Genomic DNA, 24,073 nt, shown 5'->3' with positions numbered 1-24,073 from the left:
GTGATCCTGTTACAATTCGTCGGCACTCACGCACGAGGGTGGTGCTGTTGGTGTAGCTGCCGCAGGCGTTCCGTCGCGACATGGGTGTAAATTTGCGTTGTGGAAAGATCGCTGTGCCCCAGCAGCATCTGCACCACGCGTAAATCAGCGCCGTGGTTTAACAGATGCGTCGCGAAGGCGTGACGCAATACGTGCGGCGAAAGCTTTTCACTGTCGATACCCGCCAGTGTGGCGTAATGCTTGATGCGATGCCAGAACGTTTGCCGCGTCATCTGCTGCGCGCGCTGGCTCGGAAACAGAACGTCGATAGACGCGCCGTTGAGCAGCCACGGACGACCATGCTCCAGGTACGTTTCCAGCCAGTAAACCGCCTCTTCACCCAGCGGAACCAGCCTTTCCTTGTTTCCTTTACCGATGACGCGCACCACGCCCTGACGCAGGCTGATGTCGCTCATCGTCAGACCAACCAGTTCCGAAACGCGCAGGCCGGTAGCATACAATAGCTCAAGCATGGCTTTATCGCGTAACTCCAGCGGCAGGTCAACTGCCGGTGACTGTAATAATCTCTCAACTTGTGCTTCGCTGAGATCTTTAGGCAGCCGCTGCGGGAGTTTAGGGGATGCCAGCAGCGCGCTGGGATCGTCCTCGCGGATCTTCTCACGATAGAGATGCTGGAACAGCCGACGCATGGCGCTGAGTAAACGTGCGGAACTGGTGGCTTTGTAGCCCCCTGCGATACGTTCCCCAAGCAGCGCCTGCAGGTCGTCACGCTGTGCACTCGCAAGGGATAAACCCCGGTGCGCAAGCCACTCCACCAGCATGGTGAGATCGCGACGGTAGGCGCTGAGGGTATTCTCGGCCAGGTTTTTCTCCAGCCACAGCGCGTCGAGAAACTGTTCGATCAGTGCGAGATCCTTTTCCACATCAGCCCCTTTGATTCTGCAGTCAGGCCATTATGCCTGATTGCGACCGGTTTCTGGTACACTACGCGCAAAGTCAAAGCAAGAATTGAGATAGTTACGCGATGAATATTGGTCTGTTCTATGGTTCCAGCACCTGCTACACCGAAATGGCGGCAGAGAAAATTCGCGACATCATTGGCCCGGAACTGGTGACGTTGCATAACCTGAAAGATGACGCGCTTACGCTGATGGAGCAGTATGACGTGCTGATCCTCGGCATCCCGACATGGGATTTCGGCGAGATACAGGAAGACTGGGAAGCTATCTGGGACCAGCTTGATACGCTCAACCTCGAAGGCAAAATCATTGCCATGTACGGCATGGGGGATCAGCTGGGTTACGGGGAGTGGTTCCTGGACGCGCTCGGCATGCTGCATGATAAGCTGGCGCCGAAAGGGGTGTCGTTCATCGGCTACTGGCCAACCGAAGGTTACGAGTTCACCAGTAAAAAACCGATTATTGCCGACGGCGAGCTGTTTGTTGGGCTCGCGCTGGATGAAACCAACCAGTACGATCTCAGCGATGAGCGCCTGCAAAGCTGGTGCGAGCAGATCCTGAGCGAAATGGCAGAAAAGTTTAGCTAATGCGCGTTACCCCTGCGTCGTCTGTTGTAGCAACATCCGGCGCAGGTCTCGCCACTCGGCAGCATCCATACTGTCAGCCGCCAGCCACAGATGCTGGCAACGCCCGCCGTCCACCTTGCGTAACCGTAACATCATGCCGCAGTTGAGCATCCAGGGCATACCGAGGATATCCCACTCTTTACCCTGCCAGCGCAGGCGGGAATCCATCAGTAATTTAATCTCTCCCTGGCGGGCATTAATGCGACGCTGGCTGCGTACGCTGTCAAAAACGACAAACGACAGTAACAGCAGCCACAGCGGCGTATAGCTCAGCGGCCACGGCATCAGTAACACAATGGCCGCAACCAAGCCGTGGAGCAATAAAGACATCCACTGCGAGCGCCACGAGACGCGAAGATCAGATTGCCACAGGACCACGTTCCCGATTCCGTGTTTGAATTAATTGCACCATCCGTTGCAACTCGGTGTCGGCGGGTTTGCCGTGGTTCATCAGCCAGTTGAATAAATCCGGATCGTCAGACTCAAGCAGTCGAACAAACAGACGCTTATCATCGTCGCTTAAGGTGTCATACTCATATTCGAAGAAAGGCATGATGGAAATATCAAGTTCACGCATGCCGCGGCGGCACGCCCAGTGAATACGGGCCTTGTTGTTAATATCCATGTTCAGTTTCCTGCATTACGTTTGGCACAGTCGGTACCCCCTTCAGTGTTCTTTATTTCTCTACGGGGACACCAGCTAGTGTAACGTGTTTTTGACCGTTTCATTACTGGAATATTGCGATCGCCGAGCAGGCTTCCAGAATAATCCCCACAAAGACAGCGGATTACATTATTTTGCGTAGCGCTACGCATAACCGGTTTAAGGCACAAATGGTCTGCTGAAAGCGCTTGCATTGCCTGCAGGCTCTTTTACCATTAGGCATTATCAAAGCGTTAAGCAATTCAGGATATCGTTATGGCCTTTACACCATTTTCTCCTCGCCAGCCCGCCGCCTCTGCGCGTCTGCCGCTGACGCTTATTTCTCTTGATGACTGGGCGCTGGCAACGCTCACCGGTGCCGACGCCGAAAAATACCTGCAGGGCCAGGTGACCGCCGACGTCAGCCAGATGACTGAACACCAGCACCTGCTGGCCGCGCATTGCGACCCAAAAGGCAAAATGTGGAGCAACCTGCGCCTCTTCCGCCGCCAGGACGGCTTTGCCTTCATTGAGCGCCGCAGCCTGCAAGAGGCCCAGCTCAAGGAGCTGAAAAAGTACGCGGTCTTTTCCAAAGTCACTATCACCCCGGACGACGAACATGTCCTGCTGGGTGTGGCCGGTTTCCAGGCGCGTGCGGCGCTGAAAAATCTGTTCAGCGAACTGCCGGATGCGGAAAAGCAGGTGGTCAGCGAAGGCGCGACATCCATCCTGTGGTTTGAACACCCGGCGGAGCGTTTCCTGTTAGTTACGGATGCGGCAACTGCCGAACGCGTCACCGAAGCGCTGCGCGGCGAAGCGCAGCTCAACAACAGTCAGCAGTGGCTGGCGCTGAACATCGAAGCGGGTCTGCCGATCATTGACGCCGCAAACAGCGCGCAGTTTATTCCTCAGGCAACCAACCTGCAGGCGCTGGGGGGCATCAGCTTTAAAAAGGGCTGTTACACCGGCCAGGAGATGGTCGCCCGTGCGAAATTCCGCGGGGCAAACAAACGTGCGCTGTGGACGCTGGCGGGCCATGCCAGCCGTGTACCTGAAGCGGGTGAAGACTTAGAGCTGAAGATGGGTGATAACTGGCGCCGCACCGGCACCGTATTAGCCGCTGTACAGCTGGATGATGGACGCCTTTTGGTACAGGCCGTCATGAACAACGACATGGAGGCTGACAGCGTGTTCCGCGTGCGTGACGATGCGAACACACTGAGCATCGAGCCGCTGCCGTATTCTCTGGAAGAGTGATGCTGTATCGCCCGGTGGCGCTGCGCTTACCGGGCCTACGGTTTTGGTGTCCTCCCTCTCCCAGTGGGAGAGGGCCGGGGTGAGGGCAACCGTCCGCACGGTGTAAAAAACTACGCCTGCCCCACATAAAGATAAATCGCCAAAAAGTGGCACACGCTGCCGCCCAGCACAAAGCCGTGCCAGATGGCATGGTTGTACGGGATGCGCTTGCAGACGTAGAAAATCACGCCGAGCGAGTACACCACACCGCCTAAGGCCAGAAGCGTCACGCCCCCTACCGACAGTTTGACTGCCAGTTGATACACCACAATCAGCGACAGCCAGCCCATCGTCAGATAGGTGACCAGTGACAGCACCTTAAACCGGTGCGCTATGGTCAGCTTAAACAGGATCCCCAGCAGTGCCAGGCTCCAGATAACAATCATCAGGCCACGCGACAGCGGCGAGTTGAGCCCCACCAGCAAAAACGGTGTGTAGGTGCCTGCAATCAGAAGATAGATAGCGCAGTGGTCAAATTTCTTGAGCCACGTCTTGGCTCGCTGATGCGGGATCGCGTGATACAGCGTCGACGCCAGGAACAGCAGGATCATACTCCCGCCATACAGGCTGTAGCTGGTAATGGCCATCGCGCTGGCATTGGTGTCCACCGCCTGCACCAGCAATAACACTAAACCGACAATCCCAAACACCAGGCCAATGCCGTGGCTGATGCTGTTGGCTACTTCCTCAGCCAGCGAATATCCCTGTGCGATTAATGGTCTGCTCACCATACAAAACTCCGGGAAAACAAAAGATGATTATTCATCGCATAACTATGCTAACTGAGAATGATTCCAGTGAACACCTGTTAGCTAAAATAATTTCATTTCAAAATTTATACCTAAAAATCATAGATATAAAGAAATCTTTCACCTAACAATTGTTCACATAAAAATTTAATCATTATGAATCAAGAGCATAAAAATGGATCCTGCCGTCCGGGTGCATGTTATGATGTGACGATGAGGTCAGAATAAGAGTTATGCCATTGTGAGTATGTTCACCCATTCCGCCATTGCCAGTCTCAATAACCTGGAGATGATGGTCTACAACTATGTCATAAAAAATCGTGACAAAGTCATGTACATGACCATCCGCGAGCTGGCGGATGCGGCAGATGTCTCAACCACAACTATCCTGCGCTTTTGCCGCAAGCTTAACTGCGAAGGCTATTCTGAATTCCGCGTGCGCTTTAAGCTTTATCTTGAACAGAACGAGCCCCAGCAGGCGAACTTCGGTGCCAGCGAAATTATCAGCTTTTTTAAAAGCGTGAATAATGAAGAGTTCGACGCGTTATTAGATAGTGCGGTCGATATTATTTTATCGTCGGAACGTATTATATTTGTCGGCGCAGGCACGTCAGGCTCGCTGGCAAAATATGGCGCACGTTTCTTTTCTAATATCGGAAAATTCAGCAACCATATTGATGACCCTTATTTCCCGGTCACCAATGATATGGCGAAAAATGCGCTGGCGATCGTGCTCTCCGTCTCGGGCGAGACCGAGGAGATCCTGCGCTTCGCCAGCCAGTTCAGCCTGCATCACTGCAAAGTGCTCTCCATTACCAGCCATGAGCACTCGCGTCTCGCAAAGCTGGCAGACTTTAACCTCTCCTGGCATGTTCCTCAGACGCGTATTGCAGGCGTCTACGACATCACCACGCAAATTCCCGTCATTTATATTCTGGAGTCTCTGGGACGTAAACTGGCGAAGAAACTCACAGAATAAAACACCCTGTTTTTTTGATGTGACAAATCACATTATGCACACCTTGTTATATCGTGACATTTAATTTCGCTTTGCTAGACTCGATGCCAATAAGCCAATTACTGAGAATAGCAGCGATGAAAAAATTGACCTTACCAAAAGATTTTTTATGGGGCGGCGCGGTTGCGGCTCACCAGGTAGAAGGCGGCTGGAACAAAGGCGGTAAAGGGCCAAGCATTTGCGATGTATTGACCGGCGGCGCACACGGCGTGCCGCGCGAAATCACGCAAGAGGTGGTGCCGGGTAAATACTACCCCAATCATGAAGCTATCGATTTCCACGGCCATTATAAAGAAGACATCAAGCTGTTTGCCGAGATGGGCTTCAAGTGTTTCCGCACCTCTATTGCCTGGACGCGTATCTTCCCGAACGGTGACGAAACGCAGCCAAACGAAGAGGGTCTGAAATTTTACGACGACATGTTCGATGAGCTGCTGAAGTACAACATTGAACCGGTAATCACCCTCTCCCACTTCGAAATGCCGCTGCACCTGGTGAAGGAGTACGGTAGCTGGACCAACCGTAAAGTGGTCGATTTCTTTGTGCGCTTCGCGGAAGTGGTCTTCGAGCGCTACAAAAACAAGGTCAAATACTGGATGACCTTCAACGAAATCAACAACCAGCGAAACTGGCGCGCGCCGCTGTTCGGTTACTGCTGCTCGGGCGTGGTCTATACCGAACATGACAATCCGGAAGAGACCATGTACCAGGTCCTGCACCATCAGTTTGTGGCCAGCGCCCTGGCGGTGAAAGCCGCGCGCCGTATTAACCCGGAGATGAAAGTCGGCTGCATGCTGGCGATGGTGGCGCTCTATCCGTTCTCCTGCAAACCGGAAGACGTGATGTTTGCCCAGGAATCGATGCGCGAGCGCTATGTCTTTACCGATGTCCAGCTGCGCGGCTACTACCCGTCCTACGTGCTGAACGAATGGGAGCGCCGTGGCTTCTCCATTAAAATGGAAGCGGATGACGAGCAGATTCTGCGTGAAGGTACCTGCGACTACCTGGGCTTCAGCTACTACATGACCAACGCGGTGAAGGCGGAAGGCGGTACCGGCGATGCCATTTCCGGTTTCGAAGGCAGCGTGCCGAACCCGCACGTGAAGGCGTCCGACTGGGGCTGGCAGATTGACCCGGTGGGCCTGCGTTATGCCCTGTGCGAACTGTACGAACGTTACCAGAAGCCGCTGTTTATCGTGGAAAACGGGTTCGGCGCTTACGATAAAGTCGAAGAAGACGGCAGCATCAACGACGACTATCGTATCGACTACCTGCGTGCCCACGTGGAAGAGATGATCAAAGCCGTGACGCACGATGGCGTGGATCTGATGGGCTATACGCCATGGGGCTGTATCGACTGCGTGTCGTTCACCACCGGCCAGTACAGCAAGCGCTACGGCTTTATCTACGTGAACAAGCACGACGACGGCACGGGCGACATGTCGCGTTCCCGTAAGAAGAGCTTCGAGTGGTATAAAGGCGTGATTGCCAGCAACGGCGAGGCGCTGTGATTTTTTGCCCGGTGGCGCTGCGCTTACCGGGCCTACTACTCGTGTAGGCCCGGTAAGGCGAAGCCGCCACCCGGCTTTTATTTCCCGCCCGCCAGCTCTATAAAACTGCCCGTGACGTACGACGCCTTTTCGCTCAGCAGCCAGACAATCGCCTGGGCGACCTCTTCCGGCTGGCCGCCGCGCTGCATCGGCAGCAATGATTTCACGCGATCCACCCGCCCCGGCTCTCCGCCTGAGGCATGGATATCGGTATAGATCAGACCCGGACGGACGCAGTTAACGCGAATGCCCTGCGCCGCGACCTCAAGCGATAAACCCGTTGTCAGCGAATCCACCGCCCCCTTCGACGCGGCATAATCCACATATTCACCCGGCGCGCCCAGACGTGACGCCGCGGAAGAGACGTTCACTATCGCCCCACCCTTGCCGCCGTGTTTGAAGGACATGCGCTTTACCGCTTCCCGGCAGCAGAGGAAGTAGCCCGTGACGTTGGTCGCCAGGACGCGGTTAATGCGCTCAGCGGAGAGATTCTCGATAGTGGATTGCTCAAACAGAATTCCCGCATTATTGACCAGCGCGGTCAGCGGCTCACCTTCACGATCGAGGCTGTTAAACATCGCCAGCACCTGAGCTTCATCGCTGATGTCTGCACGGACGGCAAAGGCTTTACCGCCTGCATCCACAATCTGCCTGATGACGTCCGTCGCGGCGTTAATGTTGTGATGATAGTTCACCGCCACGGTGTAGCCTTCGCGAGCCAGCTGCAGCGCGGTGGCTTTACCGATGCCGCGGCTGGCGCCGGTGACCAGTGCAATTGCCATTCGCTTCTCCCAATAAAAAAGCCGGGTGGCGGCTTCGCCTTACCCGGCCTACGTTACTACAGCAGCACTATTACTGGTATTCGCTCATCGGCACGCAGGAGCAGAACAGGTTACGGTCGCCGTAGACGTCATCAAGACGCTTCACGGTCGGCCAGTATTTGTTCGCCACGCCTACCGGGAAGACCGCCAGCTCGCGGGAATAGCCGTGATTCCACTCTGCCACCAGCTCGTGCTGGGTGTGCGGGGCGTTAACCAGCGGGTTATCTTCCAGCGTCCACTCGCCGTCCTGTACGCGGTCGATCTCCATGCGGATGGCCAGCATCGCGTCGATAAAGCGGTCCAGCTCGGCTTTGCTTTCGGACTCCGTTGGCTCCACCATCAGCGTGCCCGCAACCGGGAACGACATGGTTGGCGCGTGGAAGCCGTAGTCGATGAGACGCTTGGCGATATCGAGCTCGCTAATACCGGTCTGCTCTTTCAGCGGACGAATATCCAGAATGCACTCGTGCGCCACGCGACCGTCACGGCCGGTATAGAGCACCGGGAAGGCGGACTTCAGGCGAGTCGCAATATAGTTGGCATTCAGGATCGCCACCTGGCTCGCCTGCTTCAGCCCTTCCGCGCCCATCATGCGGATATACATCCAGCTGATTGGCAGGATAGAGGCGCTGCCGAATGGTGCCGCAGAGACCGCGCCCTGACGGGTCAGCATGCCTTCAATCTGCACCACGCTGTGGCCCGGCACAAACGGTGCCAGGTGCGCTTTCACGCCGATAGGGCCCATGCCCGGGCCGCCACCGCCGTGCGGGATGCAGAAGGTTTTGTGCAGGTTCAGGTGCGACACGTCCGCGCCGATAAAGCCCGGAGAGGTAATGCCCACCTGAGCGTTCATGTTTGCGCCGTCGAGGTATACCTGACCGCCGAACTGGTGCACGACTTCACACACTTCACGGATGGTCTCTTCGTACACGCCGTGAGTGGACGGATAGGTCACCATGATGCAGGAAAGCTTGTCGCCCGCCTGCTCGGCTTTAGCACGCAGGTCGGCCAGATCGATGTTGCCGTTCTTATCGCACGCCACCACCACCACTTCCATGCCCGCCATCTGGGCAGAGGCCGGGTTGGTACCGTGGGCTGAGCTTGGGATCAGGCAGATATCGCGGTGGCCTTCGTTGCGGCTTTCGTGATAGTGACGGATCGCCAGCAGGCCCGCGTACTCGCCCTGCGCGCCGGAGTTCGGCTGCATGCAGAGCGCGTCATAACCGGTAAGCTTCACCAGCCAGTCGGAAAGCTGGTTGATCATCATGTGATAACCTTCCGCCTGCTCTGGCGGGCAGAACGGGTGCAGCTCGGAGAATTCAGGCCAGGTGATCGGGATCATCTCTGCCGCGGCGTTCAGCTTCATGGTACAGGAGCCCAGCGGGATCATCGCCTGGTTCAGCGCCAGATCCTTGCGCTCCAGAGAGTGCATGTAACGCATCATCTCGGTTTCGCTGTGATAGCGATTAAAGACCGGGTGCGTCAGGATGGCGTCGTTACGCAGCATGCTGTCCTGAATGGAGCGGCTGTCGAGCGCGACCTCTTTGTCGAGCGCATCAATGTCCAGACCGTGCGCGTCACCCAGCAGCACGCTGAACAGGTTCAGGATATCGTCACGGGTGGTGCTTTCATCCAGCGTAATGCCGACGGCGTTGTGGATGTCGCTGCGCAGGTTAATCTCTGCCGCATTCGCACGCGCCAGCACGGCCGCTTTGTCCGCCACGTCCACGCACAGGGTGTCGAAGTAGTGGGCGTGGCGCAGCTTAAGGCCTTTCTGCTGCAGACCGCAGGCCAGAATATCGGCCAGGCGGTGAATGCGGCTGGCAATGCGTTTCAGGCCAGCCGGGCCGTGGAACACGGCGTACAGGCTGGCGATGTTTGCCAGCAGCACCTGTGAGGTACAGATGTTGGAGTTCGCTTTCTCGCGGCGGATGTGCTGCTCGCGGGTCTGCATCGCCATGCGCAGCGCGGTGTTACCGGCAGCATCTTTGGAGACGCCGATAATACGGCCAGGCATGGAGCGTTTGAATTCATCTTTCGCGCCGAAGAACGCCGCGTGCGGACCGCCGTAGCCCATCGGCACGCCGAAGCGTTGTGCGGAGCCGAATACGATATCTGCGCCCTGTTTACCCGGCGCCGTCAGCAGCACCAGCGCCATAAAATCGGCGGCAACGCTGACAACCACTTTGCGGGATTTCAGCTCGGCAATCAGCGCGCCGTAGTCGTGTACTTCACCCGTCGTACCTACCTGCTGCAGCAGCACGCCGAAGACGTCCTGATGATCCAGCACTTTGTCAGCGTCGTCGACGATCACGTCAAAGCCGAAGGTCTCTGCGCGAGTACGCACCACGTCCAGCGTCTGCGGATGCACGTCCGCCGCGACGAAGAAGCGGTTGGCATTTTTCAGCTTGCTCACGCGTTTTGCCATCGCCATCGCTTCGGCGGCGGCGGTGGCTTCATCCAGCAGAGAAGCAGAGGCGATATCCATGCCTGTCAGGTCCAGCGTCACCTGCTGGAAGTTCAGCAAAGCTTCCAGACGGCCCTGGGAAACTTCTGGCTGATACGGGGTGTAAGCGGTGTACCAGCCCGGGTTTTCCAGCATGTTGCGCAGGATAACCGGCGGCAGCTGCACGTTGGTGTAGCCCATGCCAATGTAAGACTTATAGCGCTTATTCAGGCCGGCAATAGCCTTCAGCTCCGCCAGCGCGGCGAATTCCGTAGTGGCTTCCCCCACCTGAGGCGGCGTGGCAAGCTGGATGTCTTTTGGCACAATCTGGCCGATCAGTGCGTTTAATGAATCCGCGCCAACCGTCTTCAGCATCTCCTGCTGTTGCTGAGCATCCGGCCCAATGTGACGTTCAATGAAGGCGCCACGGTTTTCAAGCTGGCTTAAAGTCTGTGTCATGAGCGATGGTTCCTGAAACGTGCAGTGAATGTGTTTTCTCCCTCTCCCCAAAGGGGAGAGGGTTAATGACTTACTCGTCTTCTAACAGTGCTTCGTACGCGGTCGCATCCAGCAGCGCGGCAACCTGGGATTCGTCGCTGGCTTTGATCTTGAAGATCCAGCCGCCTTCATAAGGCTCGCTGTTCACCAGCTCTGGCGAATCGCTCAGCGCGTCGTTGACGGCAACGATTTCGCCGCTCACAGGGGCGTAGATGTCAGAGGCCGCTTTTACGGACTCCGCCACGGCGCAGTCGTCGCCCGCGCTAACGGTCGTGCCCACGTCAGGCAGGTCAACAAACACCATGTCGCCCAGCAGCTCTTGCGCGTGCTCGGTGATCCCTACGGTGTAAGTGCCGTCCGCCTCTTTGCGCAGCCACTCGTGTTCTTTGCTGTATTTCAGTTCTGCTGGCACATTGCTCATTGAAGTTCTCCTGATAAAAATGATTAGGCGACCGGCTTACCGGCGCGAACAAAAATCGGTTTGGTTACGTTGACCGGCATTTCACGGTTGCGGATTTGCACCACCGCCGTTTCGCCAATCCCCGCCGGCACGCGTGCCAGTGCAATACTGTAGCCCAGCGTCGGTGAGAAGGTTCCGCTGGTGATCACGCCTTCACGAGGATTGCCGTCAGCATCGGTAAAGCGCACCGGCAGTTCGCCGCGCAGCACGCCCTTCTCGGTCATCACCAGGCCCACCAGCTGTTCGGTGCCTTTCTCGCGCTGCATCTCCAGCGCTTCACGACCAATAAAGTCACGGTCAGCCGGTTCCCATGCGATGGTCCAGCCCATGTTGGCGGCGAGCGGAGAGACGCCTTCATCCATCTCCTGACCGTAAAGGTTCATCCCCGCTTCCAGACGCAGCGTATCGCGCGCGCCCAGACCCGCAGGCTTCACGCCCGCTTCCACCAGCGCACGCCAGAAATCAGCGGCCTTCTCGTTTGGCATCGCAATTTCGTAGCCCGCTTCACCGGTGTAGCCGGTGGTGGCGATAAACAGATCGCCCGCCTGCACGCCGAAGAACGGCTTCATGCCAGCGGTGGCGTTGCGCTGCTCGTCGTTAAACAGAGAGGCGGCTTTCGCCTGCGCGTTCGGCCCCTGCACGGCGATCAGCGACAGATCGTCACGGACGGTGATGTCGATGGCATAAGGTTCGGCGTGTTGGGTGATCCAGGAGAGGTCTTTTTCGCGGGTGGCGGAGTTTACAACGAGGCGGAAGAAATCTTCAGTGAAGTAATAGACGATAAGGTCATCAATCACGCCGCCCGAGGCATTCAGCATGCCGGTATAGAGCGCTTTACCCGGCGTCTTCAGTTTGGCGACGTCGTTTGCCAGCAGATAACGCAAAAACTCCCGGGTGCGGCTACCGTGCAGATCGACAATCGTCATGTGGGACACGTCGAACATACCGGCATCGGTGCGCACCGCGTGGTGCTCATCAATCTGCGAGCCGTAGTGCAGCGGCATCATCCAGCCATGGAAGTCCACCATGCGGGCGCCGCATAACACGTGTTGTTCGTACAAAGGAGTCTGTTGAGCCATCTTGTCCTCGTTGAAAAATTCACCGTGAAACCCGGTATCGGCACCGCGTTCGGGCACCGACGCAAACGTTCTCTTTTACCTGAACTTACCACCGAAACCGGCGGTTAACCATAAGGCAAAATGGGTCATCACATTAGCTTATGACCAAAAAACGCTAAAAAGCCTACAGAGTTATTCACTGGAAAAATGCGATTAACCCCGCACAAAATTAACAATGATCTAACAGGATTTAGCACATGGTGATATTTCGTGCGGAAAATCGGGCCGAATTTCCGTAACGAGAAAAACGCGACATTAGATTATCTAATGCGAAAAATGACGTGAAATTAGAATATTTCAAACGAGGGAATTTCCCCGGCGCAGAGGCCGGGAAAAGAAAGTGTGACAGGGGTCTAAATTAACGTAGCCAGTCCGGCAGGTCGTTAAGACCCATCGCCTGACGGAGGAGTTGGGGTTTAACGCCCGGAAGGGTGTCAGCAAGCTTGAGTCCGATGTCGCGCAGCAGTTTTTTCGCCGGATTCGCCCCAGCAAACAGCTCGCGGAAGCCCTGCATGCCCGCCAGCATCATCGCCGCACTGTGCTTGCGGCTGCGCTCGTAGCGGCGCAGATAGAGATGCTGCCCGATGTCCTTCCCTTCGCGATGCAGGCGACGCAGCTCCTCGACCAGCTCCGCCGCGTCCATAAAGCCAAGGTTAACGCCCTGCCCGGCCAGCGGATGAATGGTATGCGCCGCATCCCCCACCAGCGCCAGACGGTGCGCGGCAAACTGACGCGCGTAGCGGCCGGTTAACGGGAACACCTGACGCTCGCTTTCAAGCGTGCACAGGCCAAGGCGGTTATCAAAGGCCACGCACAGCGCCTGGTTAAAGGCGTCCGGCGTTGCCTCCTGCATCTGCTGGGCTTTCTCCGGCACCAGGGACCAGACAATCGAGCACAGGTGCGGATCGGCAAGCGGCAGGAACGCCAGTATGCCGTCGTTGTGGAAAATCTGGCGCGCCACGCCGCCGTGCGGCTCTTCGGTGCGGATCGTTGCCACCAGCGCGTGATGACGATAGTCCCAGAAGGTCAGCGGGATATCGGCTTTATTACGCAGCCAGGAGTTGGCACCGTCAGCACCGACCACCAGACGCGCGGTCAGCATGTCGCCGCTCTGCAGGGTGATAAACGCCTCGTTTTCGCCCCACGCCACCTGCTGGATCTGCGCAGGCGCAATCAGGGTCACGTCGCTGCACTGCTGTGCTTTCTGCCACAGCGCGTGGTGGATCACCGCGTTTTCAACAATGTGACCCAGATGGCTATAGCCCATGCTTTCATCATCAAAAGCAATATGACCAAAGCTGTCTTTATCCCACACTTCCATGCCGTGATAGCAGCTGGCGCGCTGTGCCACAATATCTGACCAGACGCCAAGGTGCGTCAGCAATTTCTCGCTGGCGGCATTGATCGCCGAGACGCGGAGTTCCGGCGGCGCATCCGGGACAACGGGCTGAGGCTGCTTTTGCTCCAGCACCGCCACGCGCAGGCCGCTGCCCTGTAAACCACAGGCCAATGCCAGTCCGACCATTCCGCCGCCAACGATGGCGACATCAACATTTTGCACGGTGATAACTCCTTAACGCGCGACCCAACCCAGGGTCCGCTGCGCCAGCACGTCACGTGCCGGAATGAATAGTTCCATCGCCATCAGCCCGAGGTTGCGGCCCGCAACCAGCGGTGCCCAGCGATTGGCAAAAAGATGGACCAGACCATCGGTCACACCGATGGTGGCCTCTTTATCCGCCTGGCGGCGCTTCTGGTAATGGCTCAGCACCGAATACGCCCCGCAGTCTTTTTGCTCACCCCACGCCTGCGAAAGGGTTTCCGCCAGGCTCATGACGTCGCGTAAACCAAGGTTGAACCCTTGCCCCGCGATGGGGTGCAGCGTCTGCGCGGCATTACCGACAAGCGCCAGACGATGGGAGATGGACTGAGACGCCGTAGTCAACGAAAGCGGGTAGACCGCCCGCTGGCCAGCATGGGTGATACGCCCCAGCCGCCAGCCAAAGGCTTTTTGCAGCTCGGTACAAAAACGTTCGTCTGACCAGGCCTTCACCTCTTCAGCCTTATCCTGCGAATGACACCACACCAGGGAACAGCGCCCGTCCGACATCGGCAGCATCGCCAGCGGGCCATGCTGCGTAAAGCGCTCAAACGCCCTGCCGTCGTGGTCAGCTGCGGTAGCGACGTTCGCAATGACCGCCACCTGGCCGTAAGGCTGCTGGCGCCACTCCACGCCACACTGGGCGCCGAGCGACGAGCGCGAACCGTCCGCGGCGACCAGAAGCTGGCCTTCAAGGACGGTGCCGTTTTCCAGCGTCACGCTAACCGACGCCTCACTACGGCTCACGCTGGCCACACGCGCCGGACAATGCAGCGTAACGCCCGGCGCGTCCTGAAGCAGGCGGAACAGACGCAATCCGACGTCATGCAGCTCAACAACCTGCCCAAGAGCATCAATACGATAATCCTGCGCGTCCAGGGTGACAAAGCCAGCATGGCCGCGATCGCTGACGTGAACGGTTTTAATTGCCGTGGCGCAGTCGGCAATGGCCTGCCAGATGCCAATGCGGGAAAGCTGCTGGCAGGTGCCCTGCGCGAGCGCAATGGCGCGTGCATCAAAACCGGGGTGGTTGGACGCCTCTGGCGCAACGGCTTCCACCAGGTGCACCGGAAGCTGGCCTTTCGTCAAATGTGAAATGGCCAGTGCCAGCGTAGCCCCGGTCATGCCGCCGCCAACGATAATCACGCTCATGCGCGTGCCGCTGCCATCAGCGCCTCAATATCGTCAGCGTTTTTCACGACGCTCGCGGTCAGGTTTTCGTTACCGGTTTCGGTAATCACGATGTCGTCTTCAATACGAATGCCAATCCCGCGGTACTCTTCAGGCACGTCGGCATCCGGCGCGATATACAGACCCGGCTCCACGGTTAACACCATGCCCGGCTCCAGCACGCGCGAACGGTCGGTGCCGTAAGCGCCAACGTCATGCACGTCCATCCCCAGCCAGTGGCTCAGGCCGTGCATGAAATACGGTCGATGCGCATTTTCAGCAATCAGGGTGTCGACATCCCCTTTCAGGATCCCGAGCCTGACCAGACCGGTAATCATGATGCGCACCACTTCACCGGTCACTTCCTGCATGGAAGTTCCAGGGCGATACAGCCTGAGCGCCGTCTCAAGGGATTCGAGAACAATGTCGTAAATCGCGCGCTGTGCCGGCGAGAATTTACCGTTCACCGGGAAGGTTCGGGTGATATCCCCCGCGTACCCCTGATATTCGCAACCGGCGTCAATCAGCACCAGATCGCCGTCGCGCAATGCGCTTTCGTTTTCGGTGTAGTGCAGAATGCAGCCGTTTTCCCCGCCGCCAACGATGGTGTTGTAGGAGGGATAGCGCGCGCCGTGGCGGTTAAATTCGTGGTGAATTTCGCCTTCCAGCTGGTATTCGAACATCCCGGGACGGCATTTCTCCATCGCGCGGGTGTGCGCCAGCGCGCTGATTTCGCCCGCACGGCGCATCAAATTCAGCTCTTCTTCAGACTTGAACAGGCGCATCTCATGCACCACCGGACGCCAGTCCGTCAGCGTGGCCGGTGCGGACAGGTTCTGGCGCGAGCCTTTGCGCAGCTTATCCAGCGCGGTGAAGACAATCTCATCAGCGTACGCATATTCGCCCTGCGCGTGATAGAGCACGTCGAGGCCGTTAAGCAGCTGATAGAGCTGCTGGTTGATTTCGCTAAACGCCAGCGCGCGGTCAACGCCCAGCTTTTCCGGTGCGGCCTCTTGCCCTAAGCGGCGGCCAAACCAGATTTCGGCCGTCAGATCGCGCACGCGGTTGAAAATCACGCTGTGGTTATGGGTGTCATTGCTCTTAATCAGCACCAGTACCGCTTCCGGCTCGTTAAAGCCGGTGAAGTACCAGAAGTCGCTGCTCTGGCGATAGGGATATTCGCTGTCGGCGCTGCGCGTCACTTCGGGGGCAGCAAAAATCAGCGCGGCGCTGCCCGGCTGCATTGTTGCCAGCAGCGCCTGACGGCGGCGCGAATACTCTTGACTTGAGATAACCATGACACCCTCCTGTGCGTTATTTTTCTTAATGTAAGGTTGGCTTGCGGACTTCCGGCGCGGTCGGCTGTGAGCGCGTGAAGTTGTCGTGGCACAGCAGTGCCGCCACGCGCACGTACTCGATGATCTCTTCGAGAGACATTTCCAGCTCTTCCTGGTCTTCGTCTTCGTCGTAGCCAAGCTGGGCGATGTTGCGCAGATCGTCGATCGCTTCACCCGCTTCGCCGGTGACTTTATCCAGTTTAGGCTGCGTGACGCCCAGACCTAGCAGATAGTGATTTACCCAGCCGGCCAGCGCATCGGCGCGATCGAACACGCTGACGTCGTCGCCTTCAGGCAGATAAAGCTGAAAAAGGAAGCCATCGTCTTCCAGCGAATCACTGATGGCGGCATGCATTTTACGCAGCGCTTCCGCCAGCTCGTGACCAAACGCCAGCCCTTCATTCGTGAGGTCGTGGATCAGCGGCTGCCATGAGCTGTCGCTGTTTCCGCCGCACAGCATGCCACTGATCAGACCGTGCATTTCGGCAGGGGTTAAACCGACTCCCTGCTGGTTCAGTAACTGGTTTAAATCCTTGTAACCAGGCATTTCGTTCTGTATAGACATGAGCATTCGTCGTCAAAGGGGGGAAGTTTCATGATATGCTACCACTTTGGACCCTGGTGATACCAGAAAAGGGCTTGTATCTTCACATCAGGGTAGCTATAGTGTCGCCCCTTCGCAGCCCCCGGGGCAGTAAGCGAAGGCAGCGCAGTCAATCAGCAGGAAGGTGGCATGTCTGCACAACCCGTCGATCTCCAGATTTTTGGCCGTTCACTGCGAGTGAATTGTCCGCCTGAACAAAGGGATGCTTTGAATCAGGCAGCGGACGATTTGAATCAGCGGTTGCAAGATCTAAAAGAACGCACTAGAGTCACAAATACTGAGCAGCTGGTTTTCATCGCCGCGTTGAACATCAGCTATGAACTGACTCAGGAAAAAGCGAAGACCCGCGACTACGCGGCAAGCATGGAGCAGCGCATTAAAATGCTCCAGCAGACCATAGAACAGGCATTGCTTGATCAAGGTCGCAATCCCGAAAGACCGGGACCCAAGTTTGAATAACACTTCTCAGTTGACTATGGTAGAGTAACTGTGAAGACAAAATTTCTCTGAGATGTTCGCAAGCGGGCCAGTCCCCTGAGCCGATATTTCATACCACAAGAATGTGGCGCTCCATGGTTGGTGAGCATGCTCGGTCCGTCCGAGAAGCCTTAAAACTATGACGACACATTCACCTTGAACCAAGGGTTCAAGGGTTACAGCCTGCGGCGGCATCTCGGAGATTCCCTCTCTTTTCTTCTACCGACTACCATGACTCAATTCCCTGAAGTTTCTGCTTCACGCCAGGACATCCGTCAGCTCATTCGTCAGCGCCGCCGTGCGTTAACCGCCGATCAGCAAGCGCATTTTGCCCAGCAGGCCGCCGCCCGTATGATGGCGTATCCCCCTGCCGTGATGGCGCACACCGTTGCGCTATTTCTGTCGTTTGATGGAGAGCTGGATACCCAACCGCTGATAGAACAGCTCTGGCGCGCCGGGAAGAAGGTTTATCTGCCGGTTCTGCACCCGTTTAGCGACGGTAATCTGCTGTTTCTGCACTACCACCCGCACAGCGAGCTGGTGGTGAATCGCCTGAAAATCACCGAGCCGAAACTCGACGTGCGCGACGTGCTGCCGCTGTCGCAGCTGGATGTGCTGATTACGCCGCTGGTAGCGTTTGATGAACAGGGCCAGCGTTTAGGGATGGGCGGCGGCTTTTACGACCGGACGCTGCAAAACTGGCAGCAGTACGGGGTGCAGCCGGTAGGCTACGCGCATGATTGTCAGGGCGTGGAGGCGTTGCCGGTGGAGAAGTGGGATGTGCCGTTGCCTGCGGTAGTGACGCCATCGAAGTTGTGGGAGTGGTGAAACAGGCAGCCTGATGCCCTCACCCCAGCCCTCTCCCACAGGGAGAGGGTGAAAACATAAAAAACGGTAACTATCGTTACCGTTTTGCATTTACCTCGCACCATCAGTACAGCAGACGCGCGCGAATCGTCCCCGCAATAGACTTCATGCTCAGCAACGCTTTCTCGGCAACATCGTCATCCGCTTCGATATCAATGACCACGTAACCCATCTGCGAGTTCGTTTGCAGATACTGCGCGGCGATGTTGACGCCCTGCTCGGCAAAGATCTGGTTGATCGCGGTCAGAACGCCCGGACGGTTTTCGTGGATATGCAGCAGACGACGGCCACCGTGCAGCGGCAGCGACACTTCCGGGAAGTTCACCGCAGAGAGCGTAGAACCGTTGTCGGAATATTTGCTCAGCTTACCCGCGACTTCCAGACCGATATTCTCCTGCGCTTCCTGGGTAGAACCGCCAATGTGCGGCGTCAGGATCACGTTGTCGAACTCGCACAGTGGAGAGGTAAACGGATCGCTGTTGGTGGCAGGCTCCGTCGGGAACACGTCAATGGCCGCGCCCGCCAGGTGCTTACGCTTCAGCGCATCCGCCAGTGCCGGGATATCGACAACCGTGCCGCGCGCGGCGTTAATCAGCAGTGAGCCTGGCTTCATCAGCGCCAGCTCTTCCGCGCCCATCATGTTTTTGGTGGACGCATTTTCCGGCACGTGCAGGCTCACCACGTCGCTCATGTTCAGCAGATCAGAGAGGTGTTGAACCTGGGTGGCGTTACCCAGCGGCAGCTTGCTTTCGATATCGTAGAAAAACACGTGCATACCCAGGGATTCCGCCAGAATACCGAGCTGCGTACCGATGTGGCCATAGCCGATAATCCCCAGCTTTTTACCACGCGCTTCATAGGAGCCAGACGCCAGCTTGTTCCACACGCCGCGGTGCGCCTTGGCGTTCGCTTCAGGAATGCCGCGCAGCAGCAGCAGCAGTTCGCCAATCACCAGCTCCGCCACGGAACGGGTGTTGGAGAACGGGGCGTTGAAGACGGGAATACCGCGTTTGGCTGCAGCATTCAGGTCAACCTGGTTGGTACCGATGCAGAAGCAGCCGATAGCCACCAGCTTTTCCGCCGCAGCAATAACGTCTTCAGTCAGGTGAGTACGGGATCGCAGGCCAATGAAGTGGGCATCACGGATGGACGCTTTCAGCTCTTCGGTATCGAGCGCCCCTTTGTGAAATTCGATGTTGGTGTAACCTGCCGCACGAAGGCTATCGATTGCTTTTTGATGCACGCCCTCGACCAGCAGGAATTTAATCTTGTCTTTCTCCAGTGATACCTTTGCCATTTACCCGACCCTGTTTTTGTCTGAACTGATGTTGTGCTGGATATGAATCCGCTGTAGCCAACATATCAAAAAAAACTATTGCAGCAATATGAACGTTTGCGTCGGCACTCTGAAGAAAAGTCATACAGAGCAAAATGTCAGAGGAAAATGCTATGGAAATTTACAAACGCGGCAGGATCGGCAAAAGAGGCTCAAAAACGTGACACAAGTCACCGAATTTAGCTTTTCAAAAATTTTTTAGCGGGGGGAGGACTCCCCCCGTCAGATCATTTTACGATGGTTTTCACGCCGTCAGCGGTGCCGATCAGTGCCACATCCGCGCCACGATTGGCGAATAGCCCTACGGTCACTACGCCTGGGATAGCGTTGATGGCATTTTCCAGCGCAATCGCGTCGAGAATTTCCAGACCGTGAACGTCGAGGATCACGTTACCGTTGTCGGTGACTACGCCCTGACGATATTCCGGACGACCGCCCAGCTTCACCAGCTGACGGGCAACCGCGCTACGCGCCATCGGGATCACTTCGACCGGCAGCGGGAAATTGCCCAGAATGTCGACCTGCTTGGAGGCGTCTGCGATGCAGATAAACTTGTCCGCAACGGAGGCGATGATTTTTTCGCGCGTCAGCGCCGCGCCGCCGCCTTTGATCATCTGCATGTGGCCGTTGATTTCATCCGCGCCATCAACGTAAATCCCCAGACGATCCACTTCGTTGAGATCGAAAACGGTAATGCCGAGGCTTTTCAGCTTTTCCGTGGAAGCATCAGAGCTGGAAACCGCGCCCTCGATCTGCCCCTTCATCGTGCCCAGCGCATCGATAAAGTGTGCCGCGGTTGATCCCGTACCGACACCGACAATGGTACCCGGCTGTACGTACTGGAGAGCGGCCCATCCTACTGCTTTTTTCAGTTCATCCTGCGTCATGATCGTTTTGCCTGTGGTGTGAAAACTCAGGGCGCATTATAGAACACGTCGAATGGAATTCGTCTGCCACAAAGGGAAAATTGTGTCATAGTGCAGAATAAGCAAAATTAAGGAGCCAGCCAGAGCAATGAAACGTCCGGACTACAGAACACTACAGGCACTTGATGCAGTTATTCGTGAACGAGGTTTTGAGCGCGCGGCGCAAAAGCTTTGCATCACGCAGTCCGCCGTATCACAGCGTATCAAACAGCTTGAAAATATGTTCGGTCAGCCGCTGCTGGTGCGTACCGTGCCACCACGGCCAACCGAGCAGGGACAAAAGCTCCTCGCCCTGCTGCGCCAGGTTGAACTGCTGGAAGACGAGTGGCTGGGTGACGAACAAACGGGCTCTACGCCGCTGCTGCTCTCTCTGGCGGTCAACGCCGACAGTCTGGCGACCTGGCTGCTGCCGGCCCTGGCGCCGGTATTAGCTGACTCCCCTATCCGCCTGAATTTACAGGTTGAAGATGAAACCCGTACCCAGGAGCGCCTGCGTCGCGGTGAGGTAGTTGGGGCGGTCAGTATCCAGCCTCAGGCGTTGCCGAGCTGCCTTGTCGATCAGTTAGGCGCACTGGATTACCTGTTTGTGGGTTCAAAAGCCTTTGCCGAGCGCTACTTCCCGAACGGCGTCACCCGCGCGGCGCTGCTGAAAGCCCCTGCCGTGGCGTTCGACCATCTGGACGATATGCATCAGGCGTTCCTGCAGCAAAACTTCGATCTGCCGCCGGGCAGCGTGCCGTGCCATATCGTTAACTCGTCTGAAGCCTTCGTGCAGCTTGCGCGTCAGGGCACCACCTGCTGCATGATCCCGCATCTGCAGATTGAGAAAGAATTGAAAAGCGGTGAGCTGATTGACTTAACGCCGGGGCTGTATCAGCGTCGGATGCTCTACTGGCACCGTTTTGCGCCGGAAAGCCGGATGATGCGCAACGTCACTGAGGCGCTGCTGGCGTACGGGCACAAGGTGTTGAGACAGGATTAAAAAATAAGCCGGGTGGCGGCTTCGCCTTACCCGGCCTACAGATTACTGAGCCGGTTTCGGCTGTGCTGCAACGGGTTCCAGCTGGAAGACCACATCCACCTGATCGTCGAACTGAATGGTTGGCTGCTCGTAAGTTTCCTGAGCGGACACCGGGGCTGCATCAGCCTTCATCATCCGTACCATCGGGCTTGGCTGGTAGTTAGAGACGTGGTAACGCACGCTGTAAACCGGGCCGAGCTTGCTCTTAAAGCCAGAAGCCAGCTGTTCCGCCTGGTGAATGGCATCATCAATCGCCGCTTTACGCGCTTCGTCTTTGTATTTCTCCGGTTGCGCAACGCCCAGCGACACGGAACGAATTTCGTTCAGACCCGCCTTCAGCGCACCATCCAGCAGCGAGTTAAGCTTATCCAGCTGACGCACGGTCACTTCAACGGTACGCACGGCGCGGTAGCCTTTCAGGATGCTTTTACCATTCTGGTAGTCGTAATCGGGTTGAGTACGCAGGTTCGCAGAGTTGATATCTTTTTTACCGACGCCGTTCTGCTCGAGGAAAGAAAGGTATTGCGCAACACGATCGTCAGCCTGCTTCTTGGCAGATGCCGCATCTTTCGCAGCCACATTGACTTCAATTGCCAGGGTTGCAACATCGGGTACCGCGTCCACGCTTGCGGTGCCAGAAGTGACGATGTGCGGGCCATCCGGCAGTTCACTTGCCTGCGCCGACACCGCACCAAAACTTACTAATGCCGCCAGGGCCATCACCTTAAACTTCACTGTTATTCCTCCATGTTGCGAAGAGTGCCCATTAACAGGGCGCATGCCAGCAAGCTTAGCGGGTCTTGTTCAGTTGTCCATAAGACAAGGATTAGTTGAACAATTCCTGAACGTGGTGAATTCCCTCTTTTGCCAGCTGAAAAGCAATAAACCACATCACCAGCCCCACCAGGATATTAATGATGCGCTGGGCTTTGGCCGTACGCAGACGAGGTGCCAGCCATGCCGCCAGAATGGCGAGACCGAAGAACCAGAGGAACGAGGCGCTGACCGTACCGAGCGCAAACCAGCGTTTCGGCTCTACGTCCAGTTGACCGCCCAGGCTGCCCAGCACCACAAAGGTGTCCAGATAAACATGCGGATTAAGCCAGGTGACCGCCAGCATGGTGACGATAATCTTCCAGCGACCCTGCTTCATGACCTCCGCGCTCGCCAGTTCGAGGTTGCTGCTCATCGCCGTTTTCAGGGCACCAAAACCGTACCAGAGCAGAAACGCCACGCCGCCCCAGGTGACCAGCGCCAGCAGCCAGGGAGACTGCATCAGCAATGCGCTGCCGCCAAAAATCCCGGCACAGATCAGCAGTAAATCGCTTACCGCGCACAGCAGGGCAATCATCAGATGATACTGGCGGCGGATGCCCTGATTCATCACGAACGCATTTTGCGGGCCGAGCGGAAGGATCATGGCCGCGCCTAATGCAAGCCCTTGAAAATAATAAGATAGCATGACGATTTTCTCGCAGTGTTGTTCTGGAAGCCGACTATACTGCGCGAATCACATTAGAGGAAATGGATAATTTTAATTGGGGATTAGCGGGGCTTATAAAAATAAAGCCCGGTGGCGCTAGCGCTTACCGGGCCTACGGGTGACGTTATTCTGCTTCTTTAACTTTTTTGACGTTTACGTCCATCTGCGGATACGGGAAGCTGATGCCGTTGGCGTCGAAGTCGCGCTTAATGCGTTCCAGCACGTCCCAGTACACGTTTTGCAGATCGCTGCTCTTGCTCCAGATACGCACCACGAAGTTAATGGAGGACGCGCCCAGTTCGTTCAGACGAACCGTCTGCTCTTTGTCTTTCAGAATGCGATCGTCTGAAGCAATGATGTTGCTAATCAGCGACTTCACCTGATCGATATCGGAGTCGTACGCCACGCTGATAATCAGCTCATTACGACGCACCGGTTCACGGGAGAAGTTAATGATGTTGCCCGCGATGATTTTCCCGTTCGGCACGACCACGATGCGGCCATCGACGGTACGCATGGTCGTTGAGAAAATCTGCACCTGCAGCACGGTTCCGGCAATGCCGCCAAGGTCAACGTATTCGCCGGAGCGGAACGGACGGAAGGTGACCAGCAAAACGCCTGCCGCCAGGTTTGAAAGCGAGCCCTGCAGCGCCAGACCAATGGCCAGACCGGCGGCACCGAGAACGGCAATGACGGAGGCGGTCTGCACGCCCACACGGCCCAGCGCCGCAATCAGCGTAAAGGCGATAATGCCGTAGCGCACCAGTGCGGAGAGGAAGTCAGCCACCGTGGCGTCAATGTGACGGGCCAGCATGACGCGGTTAACCGCGTTAGATACGATACGCGCCACGATCATCCCGACGATGATGATGGCAATCGCCGCGACGATGTTCACGGCATAGCTCAGCAGCAGCGCCTGGTTACGCACCAGCCAGTTACCGGCGTTATTGATGCTGTCTACAACATCGAGTTGTTCCATTTATTCTTCCTTTTGTTAAACCAAAACACAAAATCCATCCCCCATGGAGACAGGCAGGTCCGTAAAGGGTAAACAAAAAGCGCAAGTAT

24 protein-coding genes and 1 other RNA gene are annotated in these 24,073 nt (G+C 56.7%); 8 read left to right on the top strand and 17 right to left on the bottom strand.

The features are described from left to right. Positions 1-26: 26 nt before the first annotated feature. Positions 27-923 carry a site-specific tyrosine recombinase XerD gene (xerD, locus tag DOU50_RS15325; RefSeq protein WP_148769692.1) on the bottom strand — a complete coding sequence of 299 codons (897 nt, stop codon included), beginning with the start codon at positions 921-923 and terminating at the stop codon, positions 27-29. A 101-nt stretch (positions 924-1,024) separates the two neighbouring features. Here xerD and fldB point away from each other — a divergent pair, with 101 nt between their 5' ends. Continuing rightward, complete coding sequence (gene fldB, locus DOU50_RS15320) at positions 1,025-1,546, top strand: flavodoxin FldB (RefSeq protein WP_090418575.1); 522 nt, start codon at positions 1,025-1,027, stop codon at positions 1,544-1,546. A 6-nt stretch (positions 1,547-1,552) separates the two neighbouring features. Here fldB and DOU50_RS15315 read toward each other — a convergent pair whose 3' ends face one another. Beyond that, entirely contained in the window at positions 1,553-1,963 is a 411-nt protein-coding gene (locus DOU50_RS15315; RefSeq protein ID WP_023326024.1) for a protein YgfX, read from the bottom strand. After that, complete coding sequence (gene sdhE, locus DOU50_RS15310) at positions 1,944-2,210, bottom strand: FAD assembly factor SdhE (RefSeq protein WP_006178375.1); 267 nt, start codon at positions 2,208-2,210, stop codon at positions 1,944-1,946. Before sdhE ends, DOU50_RS15315 begins: the two co-directional genes overlap by 20 nt. 294 nt (positions 2,211-2,504) lie before the next feature. Here sdhE and ygfZ point away from each other — a divergent pair, with 294 nt between their 5' ends. Continuing rightward, positions 2,505-3,485, top strand: coding sequence for a tRNA-modifying protein YgfZ (gene ygfZ, locus DOU50_RS15305; RefSeq protein WP_024906581.1), 981 nt, complete (start codon positions 2,505-2,507; stop codon positions 3,483-3,485). Between the two features lie 110 nt (positions 3,486-3,595). Here ygfZ and trhA read toward each other — a convergent pair whose 3' ends face one another. After that, positions 3,596-4,255, bottom strand: a complete 660-nt coding sequence (gene trhA / locus DOU50_RS15300; protein ID WP_024906580.1) for a PAQR family membrane homeostasis protein TrhA — start codon at positions 4,253-4,255, stop codon at positions 3,596-3,598. A 265-nt stretch (positions 4,256-4,520) separates the two neighbouring features. On the opposite strand from trhA, the gene DOU50_RS15295 reads away from it, so the two are divergent. Beyond that, positions 4,521-5,252: a MurR/RpiR family transcriptional regulator gene (locus tag DOU50_RS15295; RefSeq protein WP_032650129.1), complete on the top strand. Its 732-nt coding sequence runs from the start codon at positions 4,521-4,523 to the stop codon at positions 5,250-5,252. A 116-nt stretch (positions 5,253-5,368) separates the two neighbouring features. Next, the gene (gene bglA / locus DOU50_RS15290; RefSeq protein WP_148769691.1) at positions 5,369-6,802 is read left to right on the top strand and encodes a 6-phospho-beta-glucosidase BglA; all 1,434 of its coding nucleotides are present in this window, start codon (positions 5,369-5,371) and stop codon (positions 6,800-6,802) included. A 77-nt stretch (positions 6,803-6,879) separates the two neighbouring features. Here bglA and DOU50_RS15285 read toward each other — a convergent pair whose 3' ends face one another. From DOU50_RS15285 to DOU50_RS15250, 8 genes are all read right to left on the bottom strand, one after another. Continuing rightward, positions 6,880-7,623, bottom strand: coding sequence for an SDR family oxidoreductase (locus DOU50_RS15285; protein WP_024906577.1), 744 nt, complete (start codon positions 7,621-7,623; stop codon positions 6,880-6,882). Positions 7,624-7,693: 70 nt separating this feature from the next. Further along, positions 7,694-10,567 carry an aminomethyl-transferring glycine dehydrogenase gene (gene gcvP / locus DOU50_RS15280; protein WP_148769690.1) on the bottom strand — a complete coding sequence of 958 codons (2,874 nt, stop codon included), beginning with the start codon at positions 10,565-10,567 and terminating at the stop codon, positions 7,694-7,696. Between the two features lie 70 nt (positions 10,568-10,637). Then, positions 10,638-11,027 carry a glycine cleavage system protein GcvH gene (gene gcvH, locus DOU50_RS15275; RefSeq protein WP_008499718.1) on the bottom strand — a complete coding sequence of 130 codons (390 nt, stop codon included), beginning with the start codon at positions 11,025-11,027 and terminating at the stop codon, positions 10,638-10,640. Positions 11,028-11,050: 23 nt separating this feature from the next. After that, complete coding sequence (gcvT, locus tag DOU50_RS15270; protein WP_024906575.1) at positions 11,051-12,145, bottom strand: glycine cleavage system aminomethyltransferase GcvT; 1,095 nt, start codon at positions 12,143-12,145, stop codon at positions 11,051-11,053. 397 nt (positions 12,146-12,542) lie between these two features. After that, entirely contained in the window at positions 12,543-13,745 is a 1,203-nt protein-coding gene (ubiI, locus tag DOU50_RS15265) for an FAD-dependent 2-octaprenylphenol hydroxylase (RefSeq protein ID WP_148769689.1), read from the bottom strand. Positions 13,746-13,757: 12 nt separating this feature from the next. After that, positions 13,758-14,936, bottom strand: coding sequence for a 2-octaprenyl-6-methoxyphenyl hydroxylase (gene ubiH / locus DOU50_RS15260; RefSeq protein WP_148769688.1), 1,179 nt, complete (start codon positions 14,934-14,936; stop codon positions 13,758-13,760). Then, on the bottom strand, positions 14,933-16,246 hold the full coding sequence (gene pepP, locus DOU50_RS15255) for a Xaa-Pro aminopeptidase (protein ID WP_148769698.1): 1,314 nt from the start codon (positions 16,244-16,246) through the stop codon (positions 14,933-14,935). Before pepP ends, ubiH begins: the two co-directional genes overlap by 4 nt. Before the next feature lie 31 nt (positions 16,247-16,277). Continuing rightward, positions 16,278-16,856 carry a YecA family protein gene (locus tag DOU50_RS15250; protein ID WP_024906571.1) on the bottom strand — a complete coding sequence of 193 codons (579 nt, stop codon included), beginning with the start codon at positions 16,854-16,856 and terminating at the stop codon, positions 16,278-16,280. Between the two features lie 168 nt (positions 16,857-17,024). On the opposite strand from DOU50_RS15250, the gene zapA reads away from it, so the two are divergent. The 3 genes from zapA (at position 17,025) to DOU50_RS15235 (ending at position 18,200) form a co-directional block, all read left to right on the top strand. Then, positions 17,025-17,354: a cell division protein ZapA gene (zapA, locus tag DOU50_RS15245; protein ID WP_006811891.1), complete on the top strand. Its 330-nt coding sequence runs from the start codon at positions 17,025-17,027 to the stop codon at positions 17,352-17,354. A 41-nt stretch (positions 17,355-17,395) separates the two neighbouring features. After that, a non-coding RNA gene (ssrS, locus tag DOU50_RS15240) (6S RNA) lies at positions 17,396-17,579 on the top strand. Between the two features lie 24 nt (positions 17,580-17,603). Then, a complete protein-coding gene (locus tag DOU50_RS15235; protein ID WP_148769687.1) occupies positions 17,604-18,200 on the top strand; it encodes a 5-formyltetrahydrofolate cyclo-ligase in 597 nt (198 codons plus the stop codon). 103 nt (positions 18,201-18,303) lie between these two features. Here DOU50_RS15235 and serA read toward each other — a convergent pair whose 3' ends face one another. After that, entirely contained in the window at positions 18,304-19,536 is a 1,233-nt protein-coding gene (gene serA / locus DOU50_RS15230) for a phosphoglycerate dehydrogenase (RefSeq protein WP_048991660.1), read from the bottom strand. Positions 19,537-19,802: 266 nt separating this feature from the next. Next, complete coding sequence (gene rpiA / locus DOU50_RS15225) at positions 19,803-20,462, bottom strand: ribose-5-phosphate isomerase RpiA (protein ID WP_014885151.1); 660 nt, start codon at positions 20,460-20,462, stop codon at positions 19,803-19,805. Positions 20,463-20,589: 127 nt separating this feature from the next. On the opposite strand from rpiA, the gene argP reads away from it, so the two are divergent. Next, on the top strand, positions 20,590-21,483 hold the full coding sequence (gene argP / locus DOU50_RS15220; RefSeq protein ID WP_148769686.1) for a DNA-binding transcriptional regulator ArgP: 894 nt from the start codon (positions 20,590-20,592) through the stop codon (positions 21,481-21,483). 42 nt (positions 21,484-21,525) lie between these two features. Here the strand turns inward: argP and DOU50_RS15215 are convergent, their stop codons facing one another. From DOU50_RS15215 to mscS, 3 genes are all read right to left on the bottom strand, one after another. Beyond that, positions 21,526-22,257 (bottom strand): oxidative stress defense protein, encoded by a 732-nt coding sequence (locus tag DOU50_RS15215; protein WP_024906567.1) that lies wholly within the window; start codon positions 22,255-22,257, stop codon positions 21,526-21,528. A 91-nt stretch (positions 22,258-22,348) separates the two neighbouring features. After that, positions 22,349-22,984 carry an arginine exporter ArgO gene (gene argO / locus DOU50_RS15210; protein ID WP_148769685.1) on the bottom strand — a complete coding sequence of 212 codons (636 nt, stop codon included), beginning with the start codon at positions 22,982-22,984 and terminating at the stop codon, positions 22,349-22,351. A gap of 145 nt (positions 22,985-23,129) precedes the next feature. Further along, complete coding sequence (mscS, locus tag DOU50_RS15205) at positions 23,130-23,984, bottom strand: small-conductance mechanosensitive channel MscS (protein ID WP_024906566.1); 855 nt, start codon at positions 23,982-23,984, stop codon at positions 23,130-23,132. Between the last annotated feature and the right edge of the window lie 89 nt (positions 23,985-24,073).

Source organism: Enterobacter sp. C6 (assembly GCF_008122455.1).
GTDB lineage: Bacteria > Pseudomonadota > Gammaproteobacteria > Enterobacterales > Enterobacteriaceae > Enterobacter > Enterobacter pseudoroggenkampii.
This window is presented reverse-complemented; position numbering and strand designations above follow the sequence as displayed.